Origin of the sequence: Paenibacillus sp. FSL W8-0919, assembly GCF_038003785.1 — a bacterium.
Classification (GTDB): domain Bacteria; phylum Bacillota; class Bacilli; order Paenibacillales; family Paenibacillaceae; genus Paenibacillus_AQ; species Paenibacillus_AQ lactis.
Genome location: NZ_JBBOPV010000001.1, coordinates 357,515 through 375,097, shown reverse-complemented (window position 1 = coordinate 375,097; position 17,583 = coordinate 357,515). Strand labels below are relative to the sequence as shown.

The 17,583-nt window shown below is 54.3% G+C and carries 16 protein-coding genes; 7 read left to right on the top strand and 9 right to left on the bottom strand.

Translation table 11 applies throughout. The annotated features are described in order from the left end of the window. Window positions 1-195: 195 nt before the first annotated feature. The gene (locus NST44_RS01540) at window positions 196-1,659 is read right to left on the bottom strand and encodes a carboxylesterase/lipase family protein (protein ID WP_028407402.1); all 1,464 of its coding nucleotides are present in this window, start codon (window positions 1,657-1,659) and stop codon (window positions 196-198) included. A gap of 364 nt (window positions 1,660-2,023) precedes the next feature. On the opposite strand from NST44_RS01540, the gene NST44_RS01535 reads away from it, so the two are divergent. The 4 genes from NST44_RS01535 (at window position 2,024) to NST44_RS01520 (ending at window position 5,570) form a co-directional block, all read left to right on the top strand. Next, window positions 2,024-3,022: a Gfo/Idh/MocA family protein gene (locus tag NST44_RS01535; RefSeq protein WP_007132457.1), complete on the top strand. Its 999-nt coding sequence runs from the start codon at window positions 2,024-2,026 to the stop codon at window positions 3,020-3,022. Then, complete coding sequence (locus tag NST44_RS01530; RefSeq protein WP_028407403.1) at window positions 3,019-4,005, top strand: Gfo/Idh/MocA family protein; 987 nt, start codon at window positions 3,019-3,021, stop codon at window positions 4,003-4,005. Before NST44_RS01535 ends, NST44_RS01530 begins: the two co-directional genes overlap by 4 nt. Before the next feature lie 232 nt (window positions 4,006-4,237). Then, window positions 4,238-5,143: a helix-turn-helix domain-containing protein gene (locus NST44_RS01525; RefSeq protein WP_028407404.1), complete on the top strand. Its 906-nt coding sequence runs from the start codon at window positions 4,238-4,240 to the stop codon at window positions 5,141-5,143. Window positions 5,144-5,249: 106 nt separating this feature from the next. Continuing rightward, a complete protein-coding gene (locus tag NST44_RS01520) occupies window positions 5,250-5,570 on the top strand; it encodes a hypothetical protein (protein ID WP_028407405.1) in 321 nt (106 codons plus the stop codon). A gap of 562 nt (window positions 5,571-6,132) precedes the next feature. Here NST44_RS01520 and NST44_RS01515 read toward each other — a convergent pair. From NST44_RS01515 to NST44_RS01480, 8 genes are all read right to left on the bottom strand, one after another. After that, window positions 6,133-6,975, bottom strand: a complete 843-nt coding sequence (locus NST44_RS01515; RefSeq protein ID WP_007132453.1) for an undecaprenyl-diphosphate phosphatase — start codon at window positions 6,973-6,975, stop codon at window positions 6,133-6,135. Between the two features lie 135 nt (window positions 6,976-7,110). Continuing rightward, complete coding sequence (locus tag NST44_RS01510; protein ID WP_251535946.1) at window positions 7,111-7,722, bottom strand: DedA family protein; 612 nt, start codon at window positions 7,720-7,722, stop codon at window positions 7,111-7,113. Between the two features lie 55 nt (window positions 7,723-7,777). Then, a complete protein-coding gene (locus tag NST44_RS01505) occupies window positions 7,778-9,715 on the bottom strand; it encodes an ABC transporter permease (protein WP_144878033.1) in 1,938 nt (645 codons plus the stop codon). Continuing rightward, window positions 9,690-10,460, bottom strand: a complete 771-nt coding sequence (locus tag NST44_RS01500; protein WP_251535944.1) for an ABC transporter ATP-binding protein — start codon at window positions 10,458-10,460, stop codon at window positions 9,690-9,692. Before NST44_RS01500 ends, NST44_RS01505 begins: the two co-directional genes overlap by 26 nt. Window positions 10,461-10,560: 100 nt before the next feature. After that, window positions 10,561-11,556 carry a HAMP domain-containing histidine kinase gene (locus tag NST44_RS01495; protein WP_340897459.1) on the bottom strand — a complete coding sequence of 332 codons (996 nt, stop codon included), beginning with the start codon at window positions 11,554-11,556 and terminating at the stop codon, window positions 10,561-10,563. Beyond that, window positions 11,553-12,254 (bottom strand): response regulator transcription factor, encoded by a 702-nt coding sequence (locus tag NST44_RS01490; protein WP_007132448.1) that lies wholly within the window; start codon window positions 12,252-12,254, stop codon window positions 11,553-11,555. Before NST44_RS01490 ends, NST44_RS01495 begins: the two co-directional genes overlap by 4 nt. A 208-nt stretch (window positions 12,255-12,462) precedes the next feature. Continuing rightward, complete coding sequence (locus NST44_RS01485; protein WP_340897458.1) at window positions 12,463-14,019, bottom strand: sensor histidine kinase; 1,557 nt, start codon at window positions 14,017-14,019, stop codon at window positions 12,463-12,465. Continuing rightward, entirely contained in the window at window positions 14,016-14,702 is a 687-nt protein-coding gene (locus tag NST44_RS01480; protein ID WP_340897457.1) for a response regulator transcription factor, read from the bottom strand. Before NST44_RS01480 ends, NST44_RS01485 begins: the two co-directional genes overlap by 4 nt. 241 nt (window positions 14,703-14,943) lie before the next feature. On the opposite strand from NST44_RS01480, the gene NST44_RS01475 reads away from it, so the two are divergent. From NST44_RS01475 to NST44_RS01465, 3 genes are all read left to right on the top strand, one after another. Further along, a complete protein-coding gene (locus NST44_RS01475; RefSeq protein WP_007132445.1) occupies window positions 14,944-15,708 on the top strand; it encodes a pirin family protein in 765 nt (254 codons plus the stop codon). A 345-nt stretch (window positions 15,709-16,053) separates the two neighbouring features. Beyond that, a complete protein-coding gene (locus NST44_RS01470) occupies window positions 16,054-16,902 on the top strand; it encodes a C40 family peptidase (RefSeq protein ID WP_144878039.1) in 849 nt (282 codons plus the stop codon). 209 nt (window positions 16,903-17,111) lie between these two features. Next, window positions 17,112-17,309 (top strand): YwbE family protein, encoded by a 198-nt coding sequence (locus NST44_RS01465; protein ID WP_007132443.1) that lies wholly within the window; start codon window positions 17,112-17,114, stop codon window positions 17,307-17,309. The last annotated feature ends 274 nt before the right edge of the window (window positions 17,310-17,583 follow it).

Genomic DNA, 17,583 nt, shown 5'->3' with positions numbered 1-17,583 from the left:
GTAAAAAATTAAATATGCTGTATGCCAAAAAAGCTGTACGCTTTCGCGCTAGTGGTTCATGCGCGGCGTACAGCTTTTATTCGGTTAGTCGCTGGGAAAGCTTGTTCGAGATCCGGCTGCCCGCATGCTGTCTCGGTCCCGGTGCTCCTCAAATCGGGATTGATTAGGGGAGCCGGTCCGCCTTGTCCCGTAATTCTACAATCCCAGCATCATGCGCTTGTCCGAATCCGGATCGCTGGCAACCTCGCTGTGGCGGTTGAAAATCATCGTCGACCGTTCGCTCCGGTCGTACTGTGGCCAATGCAGCGACGGCGTGTCCGGGGATCCGGTGCGGGCGAATGCGGCCCAGGCATCCTGCATCCGTTCTGCAAGCGACTGCGTGTCCCGGTCAACTTCAACGCCAATGTTGCGGAACAGTCGTACCGTGTTGAACACGAACGGGATTTCCAAAGCATGCATCGCTTTGCCGAGAACCGGATGCTCCGGGAGCGTCCAATCGAACCGGTACATCCAGACCGGAGCCTGCCCGCTGTGAGCTGCCGCGAATTGAACGGCAGAGCGCCAGAAATAGAGGTCGGTCATGATTTGGGCATGGCCATCAATGGTGTAAGGATATTGCTTCGTAAAGGCGCCCGCGTCCTGAATCCCGGTCATCGCTTCGACAGCATGCACCAGATGCTCTTCCTTGATCAGCGGCGAGTTAGGCCGGAAGAACAAAGCTCCCTCCTCGAGATTCGTTCCGATGAGCAGCGGCACGGATGCGGCTGACCCGGCCTGCACCGCCTGCAGCGGCTCTAGCGGCAGCGTGTCCGGCTCGACGACAGGCTGGAAGATCATGTTCACGCCGGGCCCGATCCGCTTCTTCAGTCGTTCCCCGGCCTCGAAAATCTGCTGCGCAGTCATGGCCTCCAGCTGATCCAGCCCATCGGCGGTTACGCCAAGCTCCTGGAGCAGGCCGCCGGCAATCTGCTGCGCCTGTCCCGAAGGCAGCGCCTGCGAAGCTCCGCTCTGCATGATCGCTTGATGAAACAGCCCCTTGGCTGCCGGCATGGCGAGCAGCGCGGCAATGCTCATGCTGCCAGCCGACTCGCCGAAGACGGTAACCCGGTCAGGGTCCCCGCCGAATGCGGCGATATTGTCCTTAACCCACGTCAGCGCCGCAATCTGGTCCAGCAGACCGACATTGGAAGAGAGGGCTTCGTGAAAAGGGCTGAGATGGACAAAGCCGAACGGCCCCAGTCGGTAATTGATCGTGACCAGTATGACGTTTCCTCGCGTGGCGAAGGAATGGCCGTCATAAGTCGGCAGGCTGCCCGAGCCCGTTACAAATGCGCCGCCGTGAATCCATACCATGACCGGCAGCGGCTCCCCGGCTTGATGCCCGGGTGCCCATACATTCAGGTACAGGCAATCCTCGGACATCGTCTTCGTAACCGCACCGGTCATCATGCTGGAGGAGGATTCCACGGGCTGCGGGCACATTGGAGAGAACTGGCGTGCATCCAGAATCCCTTCCCAGGCTGCCGGCGGTACAGGAGGGCGGAAGCGAAGTTTGCCGATCGGCGGCTCTGCATAGGGGATGCCTCTCCATATGCGGACGCCGTTCTCCAAACGGCCTTCAATTCGTCCATACTTGGTTGATACAACGGGATTCGTCATATTGTTCTCTACACCCTTTCTCTCTTTCTTGTATCGGTAATTGTGTCTAAACATGAAGGATCCGTCAAGCGGCGCCCGAATTCGGAAGGAGGAACGGTAAAAGTCCGACGTGCATTGTTACTCCCCACCTCTTGCCCTAGATCGAAAATTCTGTGTTTATGGAAGCATCTATATACACTTTACCAAGTTAACGACCGGGTTTCAAAAAATGACATAATCCGTCTTCTTGAGCAGGAATGCGAAGAACGTTGAAGAATGTTATGTAGGTCAGCCATATTTTCAAAAGAAGGCACTACCGTCCTGGCCACCAACAAAAAAACGGTGCGAGGAGATCATCATTCAAGGATAATGGAGGTAATTTAACGTGAACATAGCGATCATAGGCTGTGGAACGATGGGAATGGCTTACGCGGGCAATCTTGCAGCCATGCCTGGAGTCAAGGTTACGGGTGTTGTAGACATTAACGCCGGGCGGGCGGAGAAGGCTGCAGCCGTGTCCGGTGCGAAGGCATATACGGATGTCGATACGCTCCTTCAGCAGGAAGAGTTGGAAACGGTTGCGATTTGCTTGCCGACCTATCTGCATAAACCGTTTGTCCTGAAGCTGGCGGAGAAGGGACTCCATATCATCTGCGAAAAACCTGCAGCGCTCACGCTAGAGGATGCGCTTGAAATGAAGGCTGCATGCGAGAAGCACGGCGTCCGGTTATTCATCGGGCATGTCGTGCGCTTCTTCCCGAATTATGCAAATGCTTACCGTCAAGCGCACTCGGGCGTGATCGGAACGGCGAAGATGGCCCACTTCAAGCGATACGGCTCCTATCCGAAGGGAATGGACGGCTGGTACAGCAATCATGATCAAAGCGGCGGCGTCATTCTGGATTTAATGATTCATGATATTGATTTTGCCTGCTGGCTGTTCGGCGAAGTAGAGTCCGTCTTCGCTTCCGTGATCAAACGGGAAGAGCCTGAGATGGAATATGCCCAGGTCACGCTTCGATTCAAAAGCAGCGCAATTGCGAACCTAACCGGATACTGGGGTTACCCCGGACCGTTTACAACCCAGTTTGAAATTGCGGGAGACCAGGGGATCATCCGGTTTGACAGCAATCAGGTGCAGTCGCTGGATATCAAGCTTGCCGCCGGACCGTCGGGAGAACAGGCAGCCGTTCAGATTCCTTCAAGCCCCAGCCTCCACGATCCGTATTATGATGAGGTGCAGCATTTCATCAAGTGCATTCAAGACGGCAGCGAACCTAGGGTCAGCGCGGCGGATGCCTGCTATGCGGTAGAAATCGCTTTGGCGGCAGAGCGTTCGGCCCGGACGGGACAGCCTGTGATTATGGGAGGGAATGCATCATGAACAAAATTAAAGTCGGATTTATTAGCTTTGCCCATATGCATGCGGTCAGCTATTTGAATTCCATGCAGAAACGGGAAGACGTTGAGGTGGTCGGCATTGCCGATGAGAATGCGGAACGGGTACGCCCTTACTCGGTAGAGCGGGGCATTCCGTATTATGCGAATTACGATGAACTATTGGCACAAGCTTTGGACGCCGTTGTGATCTGTTCCGAGAATGCCCGTCATGCGGAGATCACGAAGCGGGCGGCGGCTGCGGGCAAGCACGTTCTCTGCGAAAAGCCGCTCGGGCTGTCCGAATCCGAGATGCTGGATATGATTCAGACCTGCAAGGACAACGGCGTGCAGCTGATGACGGCTTTCCCGTGCCGGTTCATTACGTCGGTCCGGCAGGCGAAGGAAGTGATCGACGCCGGTCAGATCGGCGAGATCCTGGCGATGAAGGGAACCAACCGGGGCACCATGCCGGGGGGATGGTTTATCGAGCGCGAGCATTCCGGCGGCGGAGCGGTGCTGGACCATACCGTTCACGTAATGGATTTGATGCACTGGTTTACCGGCAGCGTCGCGGAGGAAGTGTACGCCCATGCGGAAACACTGTTTCATGAAACCGATATTGACGATGCCGGCATGGTCCATGTCAAATTTGCAAACGGCGTTGTGGCTGTTCTTGATCCAAGCTGGTCTCGAAACCGGACCTTCCCGACCTGGGGGGATGTCACGCTGGAGATTATCGGTACCAAGGGCGTGATTAACATCGATTCGTTCGCCCAGAAGAACGATGTGTACAGCGATATCACGGGCAAAGCCGCCTGGAGCTTCTGGGGGGACGATATGGATGAAGGGCTCATTAACAGCTTCGTGGACAGCATTCGGGACGGCAAGCCGGTTGCGATTTCCGGTGAAGACGGATATTATTCGGCGCGGGTGGCGCTGGCGGCGTATGAATCGGCAAGCTCGAAACAAACGGTCCGCCTGAAGTAAGGGATTTCCCCGCACCTTCCGGTTCAGAAACCTAAAGTTCCAGCGGTATCTGTTCCGGGACTGCCTCAGTGGCAAATAGGCGAATCAACGGGTTTTAGCTGCATACCGCACCGCATACCCTAAAAATTCGAAGAAAGGCCTCTTTGATTGAAGAGGTCTTTCTTTTTTGGCAAAAAAGATCAAAAATGACGACGCTCGTTTTGTTATCCTTAGGGGCAAAGGAGGGCCCGCCTTGAACACGAAACAGATCATCCAAAAAAGCATTGCGTATATGGAGCAGCATCTGGAGCAGCCGCTGACGCTGGCGGATATCGCCTCGTATGCCGGATTTTCGCCGCACCATTTTCACAGACTGTTCCGGCGAGAGATCGGCTTGAATATTGCGGACTATTTGAGAAGACGCCGGCTGGCTTTGGCAGCGCAGCTATTGCTCCACACCGAGACGCCGATCGTCGATATTTCGCTGCACTGCCACTTTGAGAGCCAGGAGTCCTTTACGCGAGCGTTTAAGAAAATGTACGGCATTCCGCCCGGACGCTACCGGAAAATCTTCTTGCTCCACGCGCAAAGCTCAATCCAAACCAAGGGAGATGATAGCATGAATCAACAAACAAACAATCCATCCGCTCTAAAGGGCTGGTTCCTGAGCGGAAGTCACCCGCAGGATTATGAAATGGGAGTCGATCGGACCGTCGTGCACCAAGGTAGCGCATCCGGTTATTTACGCGCCCTGACGCCGATGGATCCCGGCGCTTTCGCCACGATGATGCAGCAGTTCAAAGCCGATAAATACAGGGGGAAGCGGATGAGATTCTCCGGCTTTGTCAAAACCGACAACGTCGCCGAGTATTGCGGCTTGTGGATGCGTATCGACAACCACGCCGAGGACGTGCTCCAGTTCGATAACATGCACGACCGCCGCATCACCGGAAGCACGAATTGGAACCATTACGCCATTGTGCTGGATGTACCGGAGGAGAGCGCCACGATCTCGATCGGCGTACTCCTGATGGGAGCGGGCCAGGTATGGGTGGACAGCTTCCGATTCGAAGAAGTGGACCTGAGTGTCCCAACCACCCATTTGGACGTACATTATGAGCTGTTGGACGAACCGTCCAACCTGTCATTTGAAGAGTAGGGCGATTGCGCCCATTGGCACTAGAGAAGGGATCTTGGAAGCTTTCGAAAAGCGGGTAGCTTAGATAATTCCCTCAATCACCTTTAAGGAAAAGGAGAGTGCAGCAATGAAGGTCATTACATTATGCGGGTCAACCAGGTTCAAGCCTCAATTCCGAGAGGCCGAGGCGGCCCTGACGTTGAGCGGGCATATCGTGCTCAGCGTCGGTTTTTTCGAGCAGAGCGACGGCATCGACATCACGCCGGAGCAGGAGGCGCGGCTTAAGGAGCTGCACTTCCGTAAAATCGACATGTCGGACGAGATCTACGTCATCGATGTGAACGGATATATCGGTGAGAGCACCCGGGGCGAGATCGAATACGCAAGCTCGCAGGGGAAAGCGGTGCGCTACTATTCCAAGGAGCCGCTGATCCTGCCAGAGGGCTGACGATTAGTGATAGTTGAAGCCGTTAAGGGTCCTCGAAGGGCGAAGGAGTGCAGTCAGGACGGTAGGCGGAGCGTGAGGAGGAAGCGGACCTGGGTGAGGATCATACTTGCTATAGGCGGAACGATACGACGCGGAGGACTTGCGGAGCGAAAGTACGGAGACAAGTGAGAGAAGAGAAACAAGAGGAACAAGAGGAACAAGAGGAACAAGGGACTCCCCTTACGTACCGCCCTCAAGGGCAGCTTACAGCTTTTTGACTTCTCGAAATCCGGAGCATAACAAAAAGGAGGGCAAGAGATGGAATCTTGCCCTCCTTTATTTCCCCAAACATAGGCAGCGGGATGTTGCAGCTCTTCTTGTGCGCACCAGCGGAGCGGACGAATCGATTCCGTAGAAACGAAGTGTTCGCCTGAAAGCTTTCCGAAGGAAAGCTCGCATCGGAAGCATAGGCTGTCGACGGATTTCCCCTATACCAATGACAATTCGAGAAATTCGTCGACAACAGCGATCGCAGGAACGATACGTACGCGAAGCGTCTCCGGCGCGTGATACTCTCGTATTCTTACAGATAAAGCACAAGCGCAATAACCGCTGCCAGCACAATACGGTAAATCGCAAACGGCACCAGCTTGATCCGGTTAATCAGCTTCAGGAAGAAGCGGATCGAGATCAGCGCGAACACGAAGGCCGCCAAGAACCCGGCGATGAAGAACGGCAGTGCATCCATCGTGAAATACTCCCAGTTTTTCAGCAAGGACAGCAGGCTTGCCCCGAACATGATCGGCACAGCCATGATGAATGTGAAGTCGGCCGCTGCGCGGTGGCTCATGCCGAGCATGACGCCTCCGGAGATGGTGGAGCCTGAACGGGAGAAGCCCGGCCAGAGCGATAGACATTGAATCAGGCCGACACTGAAAGCCTGCTTGTACGTAATTTGATCGACCGTTACGACCTTCGCTTCCTTGTTCGAACTCATTTTGTCAGCGAGGATCATAAAGATCGCCCCGAGAACAAGGCCGATCAGCACCGTTTCCGTCGAGAACAGATGCTCGTCGATGAAGTCTTCGAACAATACGCCCAGCACGCCAGCAGGAATCAAGCCGACGATCACTTGGCTCAGCTTCAGGCGGCCGGTACCGGCGGGAGCGCCAGCTTCGGGCTTTTTGCGCTTCAGGCCGAGAAGATCAAGAAAGCGATCTTTAAACACGACAACGACCGCGAGGATCGAGCCAAGCTGAATGACGACCTTAAAGGTGTTGGCTACGTATTTCGTAAGAAACTCTTCGGATTTCAGCCACATGTCGTCCACGATGATCATATGGCCGGTAGAGGAAACGGGAGCGAACTCGGTCAGTCCCTCGACGATTCCCAGAATGATTGCTTTGAGGATAGTTATAAAATCCATGACCTACAGTCTCTCCCTTACTAAAAAATAAAAATGTAAAAATGCAGCGCCGTTAATGATTTATCGCATGAAGAAGCCGGAGGTCGACCGGTCACGCGGACCTCACGTACCATAATTGTTCACATGATGCGATTATTAAGCGGATTTTCTCCGCTTGCGGAAAAAGATAATCAGGAATGCGATAACGGCCACAGCTATTACAGCATAAGCGATATTGGAGTATACGTCCATGAAGGCGACGATATCTTCCCAGGATTCGCCAAGCGCGGCGCCGACCGAGACCAGAATGACGTTCCAGATCAAGGTGCCGATCGTGGTGAAGAGGAGGAACATGCCGAATTTCATGTTGGACATGCCCGCCGGGATGGAAATCAGGCTCCGGATCAGCGGAATCATGCGGCAGAAGAGCACCGTCCAGTAGCCGTATTTATCGAACCATGCATCCGCTTTGCGGATATCTTCTTTTTTCACACGGAGAATATGTCCCCAGCGATCCACGATCTTCTCGAGCCGCTCCACGTCCAGCAGGCGGCCGATACCGTACAGGATGACGGCTCCGACGACGGAACCGATGGTCGCGGCGAGAATAACGCCGGGGACGCTAAGCTTGGTATAGGTGGTCATAAACCCACCGAAGGTGAGAATCACCTCGGACGGAATCGGAGGAAACACGTTTTCCAGGGCGATCATCAGGAATATCCCGACATAGCCGAATTGCTCCATAATATCCGTAATCCAGTTTTCCAAAAGTTACACCTCTTTCACATAGTTAAAGGCCTGGGAGCGTCGATCGCTGGTCCTCTTAGATCAGGGTCTGCTTCAGCTTGCGCAAATACTGGCTTCGAATAAAGTAGAAGTACAGGATCTGCATCATGAGGAAGCTCAGCAGCACGATACCCATTTCGGCCGCAATGGACAGATAGAAATAGCTTTGCAGCGCGATGAACGCAAAGATGCTGTGCGTGATCGCAAGTCCGATCGGAACGAAAAAGAGCAGAGCCAGCTGTCCGGTGACGATTCGCCGAAACTCCCTGTCCGTCATGCCAAGCCGCGAGATGGTGGCATAATGCCTGCGGTCATAGTCAAGATCGGCATACAGGCGGAAATACAGGAAGCTGCCGGCAGCGATAAAAAATACGGTTCCGACGAGCAAAGCGGCAAAAAGCAGCATATTGTACAGGCTATCGCGCAGGGCGAAGAGGGTTCCGCTTACGGTAAGCGCGTAAGGACGGTTCATTTCATAACGGACGGCCCCTCTGGGCGCAAGCTGGGATGCGACGCCCTCCGTCTGCCGGAAATCCTCGATGTAAAAGCCGGTGTACCGTTCTGTCCGGGAAGGAGGGATGCGCTCAAACATGTTATCGCTGATGACCAGACCGCCAAAGCGGTCGTCTCCATCCAGCTTCGGAAGCAAATATTCCGGGACGCCGGCATGCTCCGAATACCCGACCTCGCGCAGCCGGATATCCGTATCCGGAATCTGGTACGATACATGGTGCCGGGTCCGGATATAGGCCCGGTCGTTCTGCGATGCGACAAGGACAAGGGCAGCGTCAGCCTCCAGCGGAGGCTCGTTAAACGGCAGTCCGGCCATCAGGACAGCCTCCTTGTAGTCGGAGAAGGACAGCAGGGTGAGCGGGACCTCCGACCGGGAAGAATCGGGATTGGCTTCGGTATATTTAACGTGAAACGACAACGTTTCAAACGGTATTTTACGTTCATCCAGCTCCTGCCGGATGGTCTGAAGATGCTCCCTCTCGGCGGTGTTTCCTTCCTTGGCGATGTAGCCGATGGAGGCAGGGAAATCCTCGTTAAATTGCTTGGTGAGCACCGGGATGGAGGCGAACACGCCGACCGAGCAGAACGAGACGGCCAGCACGATGGTGACCATGGCAAACATCTGGGCATTGTCCTTCAGCCTGTAGTGCAGGCTGGACAGCAGGATCAGCTTGGTCCGTTTCCAGGTAAATCGGCGGCTGTTCTTCATTCGCCGCACCAGGGCTACGCCAAGCTGCGAATAGAACAGGTAGGTGCCGAGCATCGTCATTAAGGTTACCGGAAACATCCGCAGAGCAAGCGTAGACGCCGTGGTCGTGGCCGCCAGCGTGTAGCTGACGATCAGCAGGACGGCTGCGAGAACGGACAGCCAGGGCGACGTCTTCGGAGCTGTCTTCGGACGCTGCCCGGATTGGAACAGGTCGATGAGCGCCTTGGGCCGCATGAGCCTGGAGGTGAACATTGAAATCACGATGAACAGCAGCACATAGCTGGCGATGGTCAGCCCCAGCGCCCGCAGCGACAGGCGAAACGGCAGGGGAGGCACCCCGAGAAAAGCCGAGCCGGCCATGAGGAACAGCTTGCCGGTGATGATGCCGGACAAGATCCCGGTCGCGATGGCGCTTATGCCGATGATCATGTTTTCCAGGAACACCATCTGGTTGAATTGGCGGTCAGTCATGCCGTGCATGAACAAAATGCCGAACTCGCGCTTTCGCGTCTTCAAAAACGCCCCCACTGAATACAGCACGAAGAAGAACGAGAACACGTACATGATAAGCTCGGCGCCAACCATGGCCTGAATAACAACCGGATAGAACATTTGCCGAGAAAGCTCCGGATGAAACAAAAACAGGGAGCACACAAAGAAAATCATGACCGAAAATGCACTGCTCAGGAAGTAGGCTGCATACGTCCGTTTATTCCTCAAGACATTTCTAAAAGCGAATTGTCGAAAGGTCATGGCTTCCTCCTCCCAGCAGGGCGAGCATATCGATAATTTTCTGGAAAAAAGCCTGGCGGTTGTCGCCGCAATACATTTCATTATATAATTGCCCGTCCTTGATGAACAAGACGCGGTCGCAATAGCTGGCGGCAACCGGGTCGTGCGTCACCATCAGCACGGTGGCGGAAGCCTCCCGGCTGGCGGCGGACAAGGTCTGCATGACGTCCTTGGATGCCTTGGAATCCAGATTCCCTGTCGGCTCGTCGGCCAGGATGAGGGACGGCTCTTGAATGAGCGCCCGGGCAATGGCGGTCCGCTGCATCTGCCCCCCGGATATTTCATAGGTGCGCTTGTGCAGGATAGGCTCGATAGCGAGCTGACCGCAGATTCGTTTCAGTTTAGCTTCCATTTCAACTAAAGGCATCCCCTCCATGGTTAGCGGCAGCACGATATTTTCCTCGACTGTCAACGTATCGAGCAGGTTGAAATGCTGGAACACGAAGCCCAGCTCCCGGCGCCGGAACAGTGCCATCTCGGTCCGGTTCAGCAGATGGGGATTGCGTCCGCCGATGATGACCTCGCCCGCCGTCGGCTGATCGATGGTGGCGATCAGGTTCAGCAGCGTCGTTTTGCCGCTGCCGGACGGGCCCATGATCCCGACGAACTCTCCTTTTTCAACCGCGAAGTGAATGTTGTTCAGCGCTTGGAACGCCACTTTGCCTTCGTAGATTTTGGATAGGTGCTTGACGCTAAGGATCGGCATAACTTCACTCCTTGTGTACGTTGCTATCATTGTAAAATACCTGCATCCGGCTCCGCCATGTCCGTAACTTACAGTTTCCTTACAACCTTGTAAGGTTTTTTTAGCGAACGGAACGTTCAAAAATAATGCGGACCGTGGTGCCCTCACCCACCTTGGATTCAATCTCCAAAGCATGACCGAGCTTGTCCAGTATCTGTTTCACAAGATAAAGCCCCATGCCTGTCGACTCCTGGAACCGGCGTCCGTTCTCTCCGGTGAAGTAAGGGTCAAAGACGCGCGGCAAGTCGCTTGCGGGAATGCCTATGCCTTCGTCCCGGATTTCCAGCACGGCCTGCTCACCTCGCGCATAGCCGGTCAGATGGACCGTGCCTTGCTCCTTTAGCGTATACCGAACCGCGTTCGTCAAAATCTGCGTGAGCACGAAGGACAGCCACTTCTCGTCCGAGGCGGCCGTCAAGCCGCTCTCGATCCGTACGGCGGGATAGATTCGGCGCCGGATGAACAGCCGTTTCTGTTCGGAGGTTACCCCGCGGACGACCTGCTCCAGCGGCAGCTGCTCAACATAGAAATCATGCTCGAAGGTATCGAGCCTTGCAGTGTATAAGACAAGGTCGAGGCCTTTTTTGAGCCGGTCGAGCTCGTCGCCGATGGCGGCGAAGCGCGGGTCGTCATCGTCCTGAAGGATCAGGTGGATGACCGAGATCGGTGTTTTCATCTGATGAGCCCACTGGTTGATAAAGTGGAGATGTCCCTCGATTTTATGCTTATAGTTGTGCAGTTCGGTCGAGTACTGGCGGAATTGGCTGCGCAGAAGCTGCTGCAGGGCTTCGGCAAGCGGCGTATGGGAGGATTCGGCCGAGGATTCGCCGGTAACGGCTTCGCCCGCGATCGGCTGGGCAAGCCGGCGGTAGAAGGAGCGGTTGGCGATATAGCGGAATGCCAAATAGCCCAGCAGCAATAGGAGGCTGATCATGTAGGCGTACAGGACGACCTTGCCGTTGCGGTAGCCGTCCAGCCGGTAGATAAGCGATACGAGCAGCAGCTGGGCGATGTAGACGACGATTAAAGGACGCTGCTCTTGCAGGAACAGTCTCATGCGTCATCCCTCCAGTTCGGTATGAGGCGATAGCCGCGCCCGCGTACGGTTTGGAGTCCTTCTTGGATGCCAAGCGCCGCCAGTTTTTTGCGAACACGGGTGATGTACACATTTAGCGTATTATCATCAACGAAGGCCTGGTCATCCCAGATTTTCTCAAGCAGGCGGTCACGGCTGACAACCTGCTCGGGCTTCTTCATCAGCTCGTCCAAAATTTTAGCCTCCGTATGGCTGAGCTCGGTATGAGCCTGATCCAGCGACAGGGAGAGACGCTCGACGTCCAGCGTAAGGCCAGAAACGGACAGCGTCCGTTCGTTGTGCCCGGCGGCGTAGGAGCCGTAGGCGCGGCGAAGCTGGCTCTTGATCTTGGCCATGGCGATCTCGTAATCGAACGGCTTGGTAATGTAATCGTCCGCACCGTTTTCAAGCGCCATCACTTGGTCCATCTTGCCGTCGCGGGCCGAAATGAAAATAATCGGGCAGGTGGAGAGGCTCCGGAACTGACGGCACCAGTAATAACCGTCGTACTTGGGCAGATTGATATCCAGCAGCACGAGATGGGGATCGAAGTCCTCGAATTGATCGCGGACCGTTTCGAAATCATCCACGGACTGGGTCGTATATCCGAATTTATGAAGATGCTCTTTCAGCAGGCTGACGAGACGGGTGTCGTCCTCAACAATCAAGATTTTGAACATATCGATAAAATTCCCTTCAATTGACATTGTACTAACGTCTGTTATTGTACCAAATTGTCAGGTTACAGGGAAAAGCAAAGGGACTGTCCAACCGGATTTTTTGGAAATGAAAAACCCTGAAGACAGCCCCTATGCAGGCTCGAAGTATGGCCACCAGGCCTCACGAGCGCAAATACGAAGAACGATGGAGATTATCTCGCTTCGGTCCCTATTCCGCCGGCCATTCCGCGCGAAATGCACTTCCCTTACCGAGGGTGCTGGCGGCGGTCAAGCTCCCGCCGTGCGCAGTCATGATGGAATGGGCAATGGCCAGTCCGAGGCCAGCCCCGCCCTGGATGCGGGCTCTTGATCGGTCAATGCGGTAAAAACGTTCGAACAGATGGGGAAGATGCTCTTCCGGAATGCCGGGCCCATTATCGCTTACGATGAGCACGGCGTGATCTCCTTGCTGCTTCAAGGCTACGGTAATAGCGCCATCGATTGGGTCGGTGTGCTGGACAGCGTTTTGAAAGAGGTTGTAGATGACCTGCTTCAGCTTGTCGGGGTCGCAGCGGCCTTGGACAGGAAGGGGCTGAAACGCTACGGCTCTGTTCTGGGCGAGCATTCGCAAATGCGGCTCCATTTCGCGGAGCAGCAGATCCAGTCTTGCGTGTTGAACCTGAAGCTTCGGCCTCTGGTCAAGCTTGGCCAGCAGCAGCAGATCCTCGACCAGCTTCTTCATTCGCCGGGATTCCCCGTGCATGCTGGAGAGCGCCGCATGCAGCTGTTCCGGGTGATCGGCCGCCCCGCGCAGCAATACTTCCAGGAAGCCGTGAATGGAGGTAAGCGGCGTTCGCAGCTCATGCGAAGCATCGGCAACAAACCGCCGCATGTGCTCTTTCGCCTCCCGTTCGGCTTCGAAAGCATGCTCCAGCCGTTCGAGCATGCCGTTGAACGACTCGGCCAGACGGTCGATTTCCTGCTGGCCTTGGGCTGCCGGAAACCGTTCCGCCAGATTCCCGGCATCGGTGCGCTTGACCGTATCCACGATCCGGTTCAGGGGCAGGAGCGTCCGGCGAAGCAGAGGCAGATACAGCGCCACGCCCCCCGCCATCGCGAGAAAGGCGAGCAGAGCGAAGATGACCAGCTGCCGCATCAGCACGGCATGCAGCGCGTCCGTATCGATCCCGAGCTGAAGCAGGCCGGTGGGGGATCCCGGAGTTCCCAGCGGCCGGAATACGATCAGCTGCTCGTTGCCATCGGCATCGTCGACAACCTTGTATTTCACGGGCCGGTGCTCCTTGAACTCCTGAAGGATTTGACTATAGGTATCTGGTGATAGCTTGGGAGCGGACCGTCCGCTGCTATCCGAGGACAGATCGGTATGGCTGCCGTTCGTTTCTATTCGGGCAAGCGACATGTTCGGCAGAAACATCAGAGGTCTCTCCGAACGCGGCGGAGATGTCCAGCCCTTGCCTGCATGATCCGCCGTATCCTTCGAACCGCCTGTCATTTCGTCCTCCGTATTGTCGGCGCCGGGGCCGGATATCGCTTGCCGCGCGGCGTTCCCAAGATCCGGATCCCACAGCTCCCTTGGGATCGAGCGAAGCTGCAGGGCCAGCGCTTCCGCCTGGTTCTGCAGCATGGCGTTCTTCATCCAGACATATTGCAGCATGCCGATCAGAATCAGCAGCACCGCGAGGACAATGAGGGATCTGGACAGCAGCTGCATGCGCAGCGATCTAGGCCCTTTGAGCCGCAGCCGTCGCTTGGTTTGCTGGCTCATGGCAGGTCCACGCGGTATCCCGCCCCGCGCAGGGTCCGGATGATGCGATGCTCCTTGTCCCCAAGCTTCTCACGCAGCGATCGGATGTACACTTCCACGATATTATCCTCTCCGCCGAAATCATAGTTCCATATGATATTCAAAATATTCGTCTTGCTAAGCACGGTGCCGTGCTTGGTTACAAGCAGCTTCAGCAGCTTATATTCCGTAGGCGACAGCCCGAGGGCCACTCCGCGAAAAGCGATTTCCTTCTTGCGATCGTCAATGACAAACGGCCCCAGCCGAATTTCTCCGAGCAGGCTGGGGAACTGATTGCGAAGCCGCGCCTGGATGCGGGCAAGCAACTCCTCGAAGCTGAACGGTTTGGCCATATAATCATCGGCCCCGATCAAGAGTCCTTTGACTCGGTCATCGATTTCATCCTTCGCCGTCAGCAAGATGATCGCAATGTCCGCTTCTTCCTCCTTTAACCTGCGGCACACCGTTAGACCGTCGGTTCCGGGCATCATGACATCAAGAATAATGACATGCGGCTGATAGCTGTGCACGGCCGCCAGCGCGCTTTCCCCGTCAAACGCCGTCTTTACATCAAAGCCCTCATTGCGTAATCCGAGCTCCAAAAATTGCAGGATATGCGGCTCGTCATCGACGAGCAATACGCGAATTCCGTTGAATGATTCCATCTCTTACAGCGCTCCCCTATCTGTTAGCTAAAGCCTATCATAAGTAGTCTAACTGAAGCCGAGCTGAACCTAACCTGAAAAAAAACTAAAAAATCGACTGCTGCATTAAAACGGAGACAGGGAAAAATAGGATGTTGATATATAATCTGTTATCAGCGATGCTATCTTGAAGTCGAGATGATCTGGGCAAGTCACCTGTTCATAGGGAATTTGCGGGATAGGTTAAAGGGGGAGACTGAACATGATAGGCAAAGTATATATGCCGGAGAACTATGGGAAAGGCTCTTTAGACGGAGGAAGAATTGCCGAGCTGAAGCCGATCGGCCTCTCAGGGGAAGGGTCAGCCGTGAATCGTGTCGGGCCGATATTCTACTGGTCTTGGTTTCGTTCGCCTATCGAAGGCACTGTGGGAGAACATCCTCATCAAGGATTTGAAATCGTAACTTATATGATACAGGGCACTGCGGTGCATCAGGATTCGCAAGGCCTGCGCGGCGAAACGGGAGCCGGAGGCCTGCAGCTGATGAGAGCGGGCTCGGGGCTGAAGCATGAGGAGCATTATACCGGACCGGATGCGGAAGGCTTTCAAATTTGGCTTGAGCCTTATCTGCGCGATTCGCTGAAGCAGAATCCGGCCAGCCGGCAGTATCGGCAGGACGTGTTTCCGGTGAATCGAATTCAAGGGGGCTCGGTGACGACGTTAATTGGCAGCGGTTCCCCGGTCGACGTATCGGTGGATGCAAGGATGCTGGATATTCAGATTTTAGCCGGACATGAAGCCAAGTATGAATTGAAGCCCGGAAGGTATGCTGCCGCATTGACGGTTCGGGGGAAGGGCAAATTCAATTCAGGAGAGGACGAGCTGGTTTTCCATCATCGGGACTTTGTAGTCATGAAATCAGAGGAGGGAGAATGGCTGACCCTTAAGGCTCAGGACAATCTGCGCATGATTCTTATCGATGTGCCGGAAGATCCTGGATACCGGCTGTACGCCAAGAGGCCATAAAGCCCTAAAGATTACAAAATTGTAGTGGAATAAGATATAAGTCGTGCGATAAACTAGAGTTTGTCTGATAGGAAAACGATCGGACAAGCTCTGATTTTATCCCTTCCGCATTCGAATACTACCGTAAGAATAAAGACCCAGCATACCGAAGAACGTTTAGGACGCTTCCGGTGCATGGGTTATTTTGGCATTTATTTCTTCAAATATGTGTTATTTATTCAAAATACAGGTCTAAAAAGCGACTAAAGTCCTCCTCTTTACCAATACTTGGCATGCTGTTTTATGAAAATAGTTGCATGCGTCCTGAGACATAGCCTGTCTATAATGATTGCGGGATCACGAAATATGACAATTTCGTCATTCCTAAAATCAAACGAGACGGGGGAGATTCATATTTTCTCGAAAACAAGTGTTAAAAGATTGATGGCCGGAGCACTACTGTCAGCAGCTGTTCTTGGTTCTTACGGATATGGGTCTGTGAATGAGGTTGCTGCTGCAAGCGTGCAGTCTGCAGCTAGCGGCGTAGCGAATGCGAATGTATATATGCGCAGCCAGCCTTCGACGTCGGGCAAAGTGCTTGACCGTGTCTATAAAGGCGACAGCGTTCAAATTCTGGGTGTCAGCTCGGGATGGTATAAAATTAAAAATTCGGACGGCAAACAAGGGTATGCTTCTTCCAAGTTCATTACCCAGAAAAGCGGCTCCTCAAACTCCAATTCCGGAAGCGGTTCGGAAAGCGCTGCCAAGCCGTCCGCCAATGCCAGTGTTGAAAAAGTCATCAGCGCAGGCATGAAGTACCTGGGTACACCATACGAATTCGGCTCCAACCGCAGCTCAACCAAGACCTTTGACTGCTCGGCATTCGTCCGCCGCGCATATATGGACGGAGCCGGCATTACACTCCCGGGCAACTCCCGGACTCAAGGCCAATGGATCAAGGATAAAGGAACCGATGTATACAACATCAGCCAATTGAAGCGGGGCGACCTCGTGTTCTTTATGAGCTACAGAGGCTCTTCGGCATCCGCGTATGCCGGTGTAAATAAAGCAACTCAGCGAATTACGCACGTAGCGATTTACTTAGGCGATAACAAGCTGCTGCATACGTACTCCAAAAAATCCGGAGGCGTCCTGGTAGGCGAGTTCAGCAGTTCCTGGAAGAACCGCTTCCTCTATGGCGGCAGCGTACTGTAACACCAATATGAATCGTCATATCTTTATCATATGTGTCTGACAATAGGGCCGTTCCTTGAATGGATGTTCGTATCCAAGAAGGGGCGGCCCTGCTGTGCGTAGGGAAGGCATAAGACGGGTATTTGCAATTGAAAGCCGTATTCAGTATGGTGTACATAACTTTCATTGCATCAGAGGCTATACACCACATGAACAGGAGTGATCAGAAAATGAATGGCGGACAGCGTTCCAACATCAAGCCGGGACTTGAGGTGGATATCGTATTGAAGCAGGATCAGCGAACAGGGAAGCTTACACGCGGCGTGGTTAAGGACATATTGACCAATTCTCCCAGCCACCCGCACGGCATCAAGGTTCGGCTGCAGGATGGACAAGTCGGGCGCGTTAAACATATCTACGAGCCGTAAACGCCTCGGCCCATGGGCCGAGAAAGATTCTTTAAATCGATGATGCACAGCGTCTTACCGATGATGGCCATTCGTGGTCCGGTTTTTGGTGCAGGCCCGCGTTGCCGCTTGAAAGTCCTTGAAAGTCCCTCATAGAGTTCACGATATGGTCATGTGAAGCTAAGTTTGGAAGCCGTTATTGGAGCTCCTCCATGTGGGAGGGATTTCCAAAAACGGTTTTTTTTAATTGAGCATGCAACATTGTTCCCGCTTCGGCCGTCTGGAGGTTGAGGTG

Coding starts and splice junctions, on each gene's coding strand:
- NST44_RS01495 (WP_340897459.1), bottom strand. CDS start 11,556: ATGAGACTGTTCCTGCAAGAGCAGCGTCCTTTAATCGTCGTCTACATC.
- NST44_RS01490 (WP_007132448.1), bottom strand. CDS start 12,254: ATGTTCAAAATCTTGATTGTTGAGGACGACACCCGTCTCGTCAGCCTG.
- NST44_RS01465 (WP_007132443.1), top strand. CDS start 17,112: ATGAATGGCGGACAGCGTTCCAACATCAAGCCGGGACTTGAGGTGGAT.
- NST44_RS01530 (WP_028407403.1), top strand. CDS start 3,019: ATGAACAAAATTAAAGTCGGATTTATTAGCTTTGCCCATATGCATGCG.
- NST44_RS01475 (WP_007132445.1), top strand. CDS start 14,944: ATGATAGGCAAAGTATATATGCCGGAGAACTATGGGAAAGGCTCTTTA.
- NST44_RS01520 (WP_028407405.1), top strand. CDS start 5,250: ATGAAGGTCATTACATTATGCGGGTCAACCAGGTTCAAGCCTCAATTC.
- NST44_RS01480 (WP_340897457.1), bottom strand. CDS start 14,702: ATGGAATCATTCAACGGAATTCGCGTATTGCTCGTCGATGACGAGCCG.
- NST44_RS01505 (WP_144878033.1), bottom strand. CDS start 9,715: ATGACCTTTCGACAATTCGCTTTTAGAAATGTCTTGAGGAATAAACGG.
- NST44_RS01515 (WP_007132453.1), bottom strand. CDS start 6,975: ATGGATTTTATAACTATCCTCAAAGCAATCATTCTGGGAATCGTCGAG.
- NST44_RS01500 (WP_251535944.1), bottom strand. CDS start 10,460: ATGCCGATCCTTAGCGTCAAGCACCTATCCAAAATCTACGAAGGCAAA.
- NST44_RS01470 (WP_144878039.1), top strand. CDS start 16,054: ATGACAATTTCGTCATTCCTAAAATCAAACGAGACGGGGGAGATTCAT.
- NST44_RS01540 (WP_028407402.1), bottom strand. CDS start 1,659: ATGACGAATCCCGTTGTATCAACCAAGTATGGACGAATTGAAGGCCGT.
- NST44_RS01485 (WP_340897458.1), bottom strand. CDS start 14,019: ATGAGCCAGCAAACCAAGCGACGGCTGCGGCTCAAAGGGCCTAGATCG.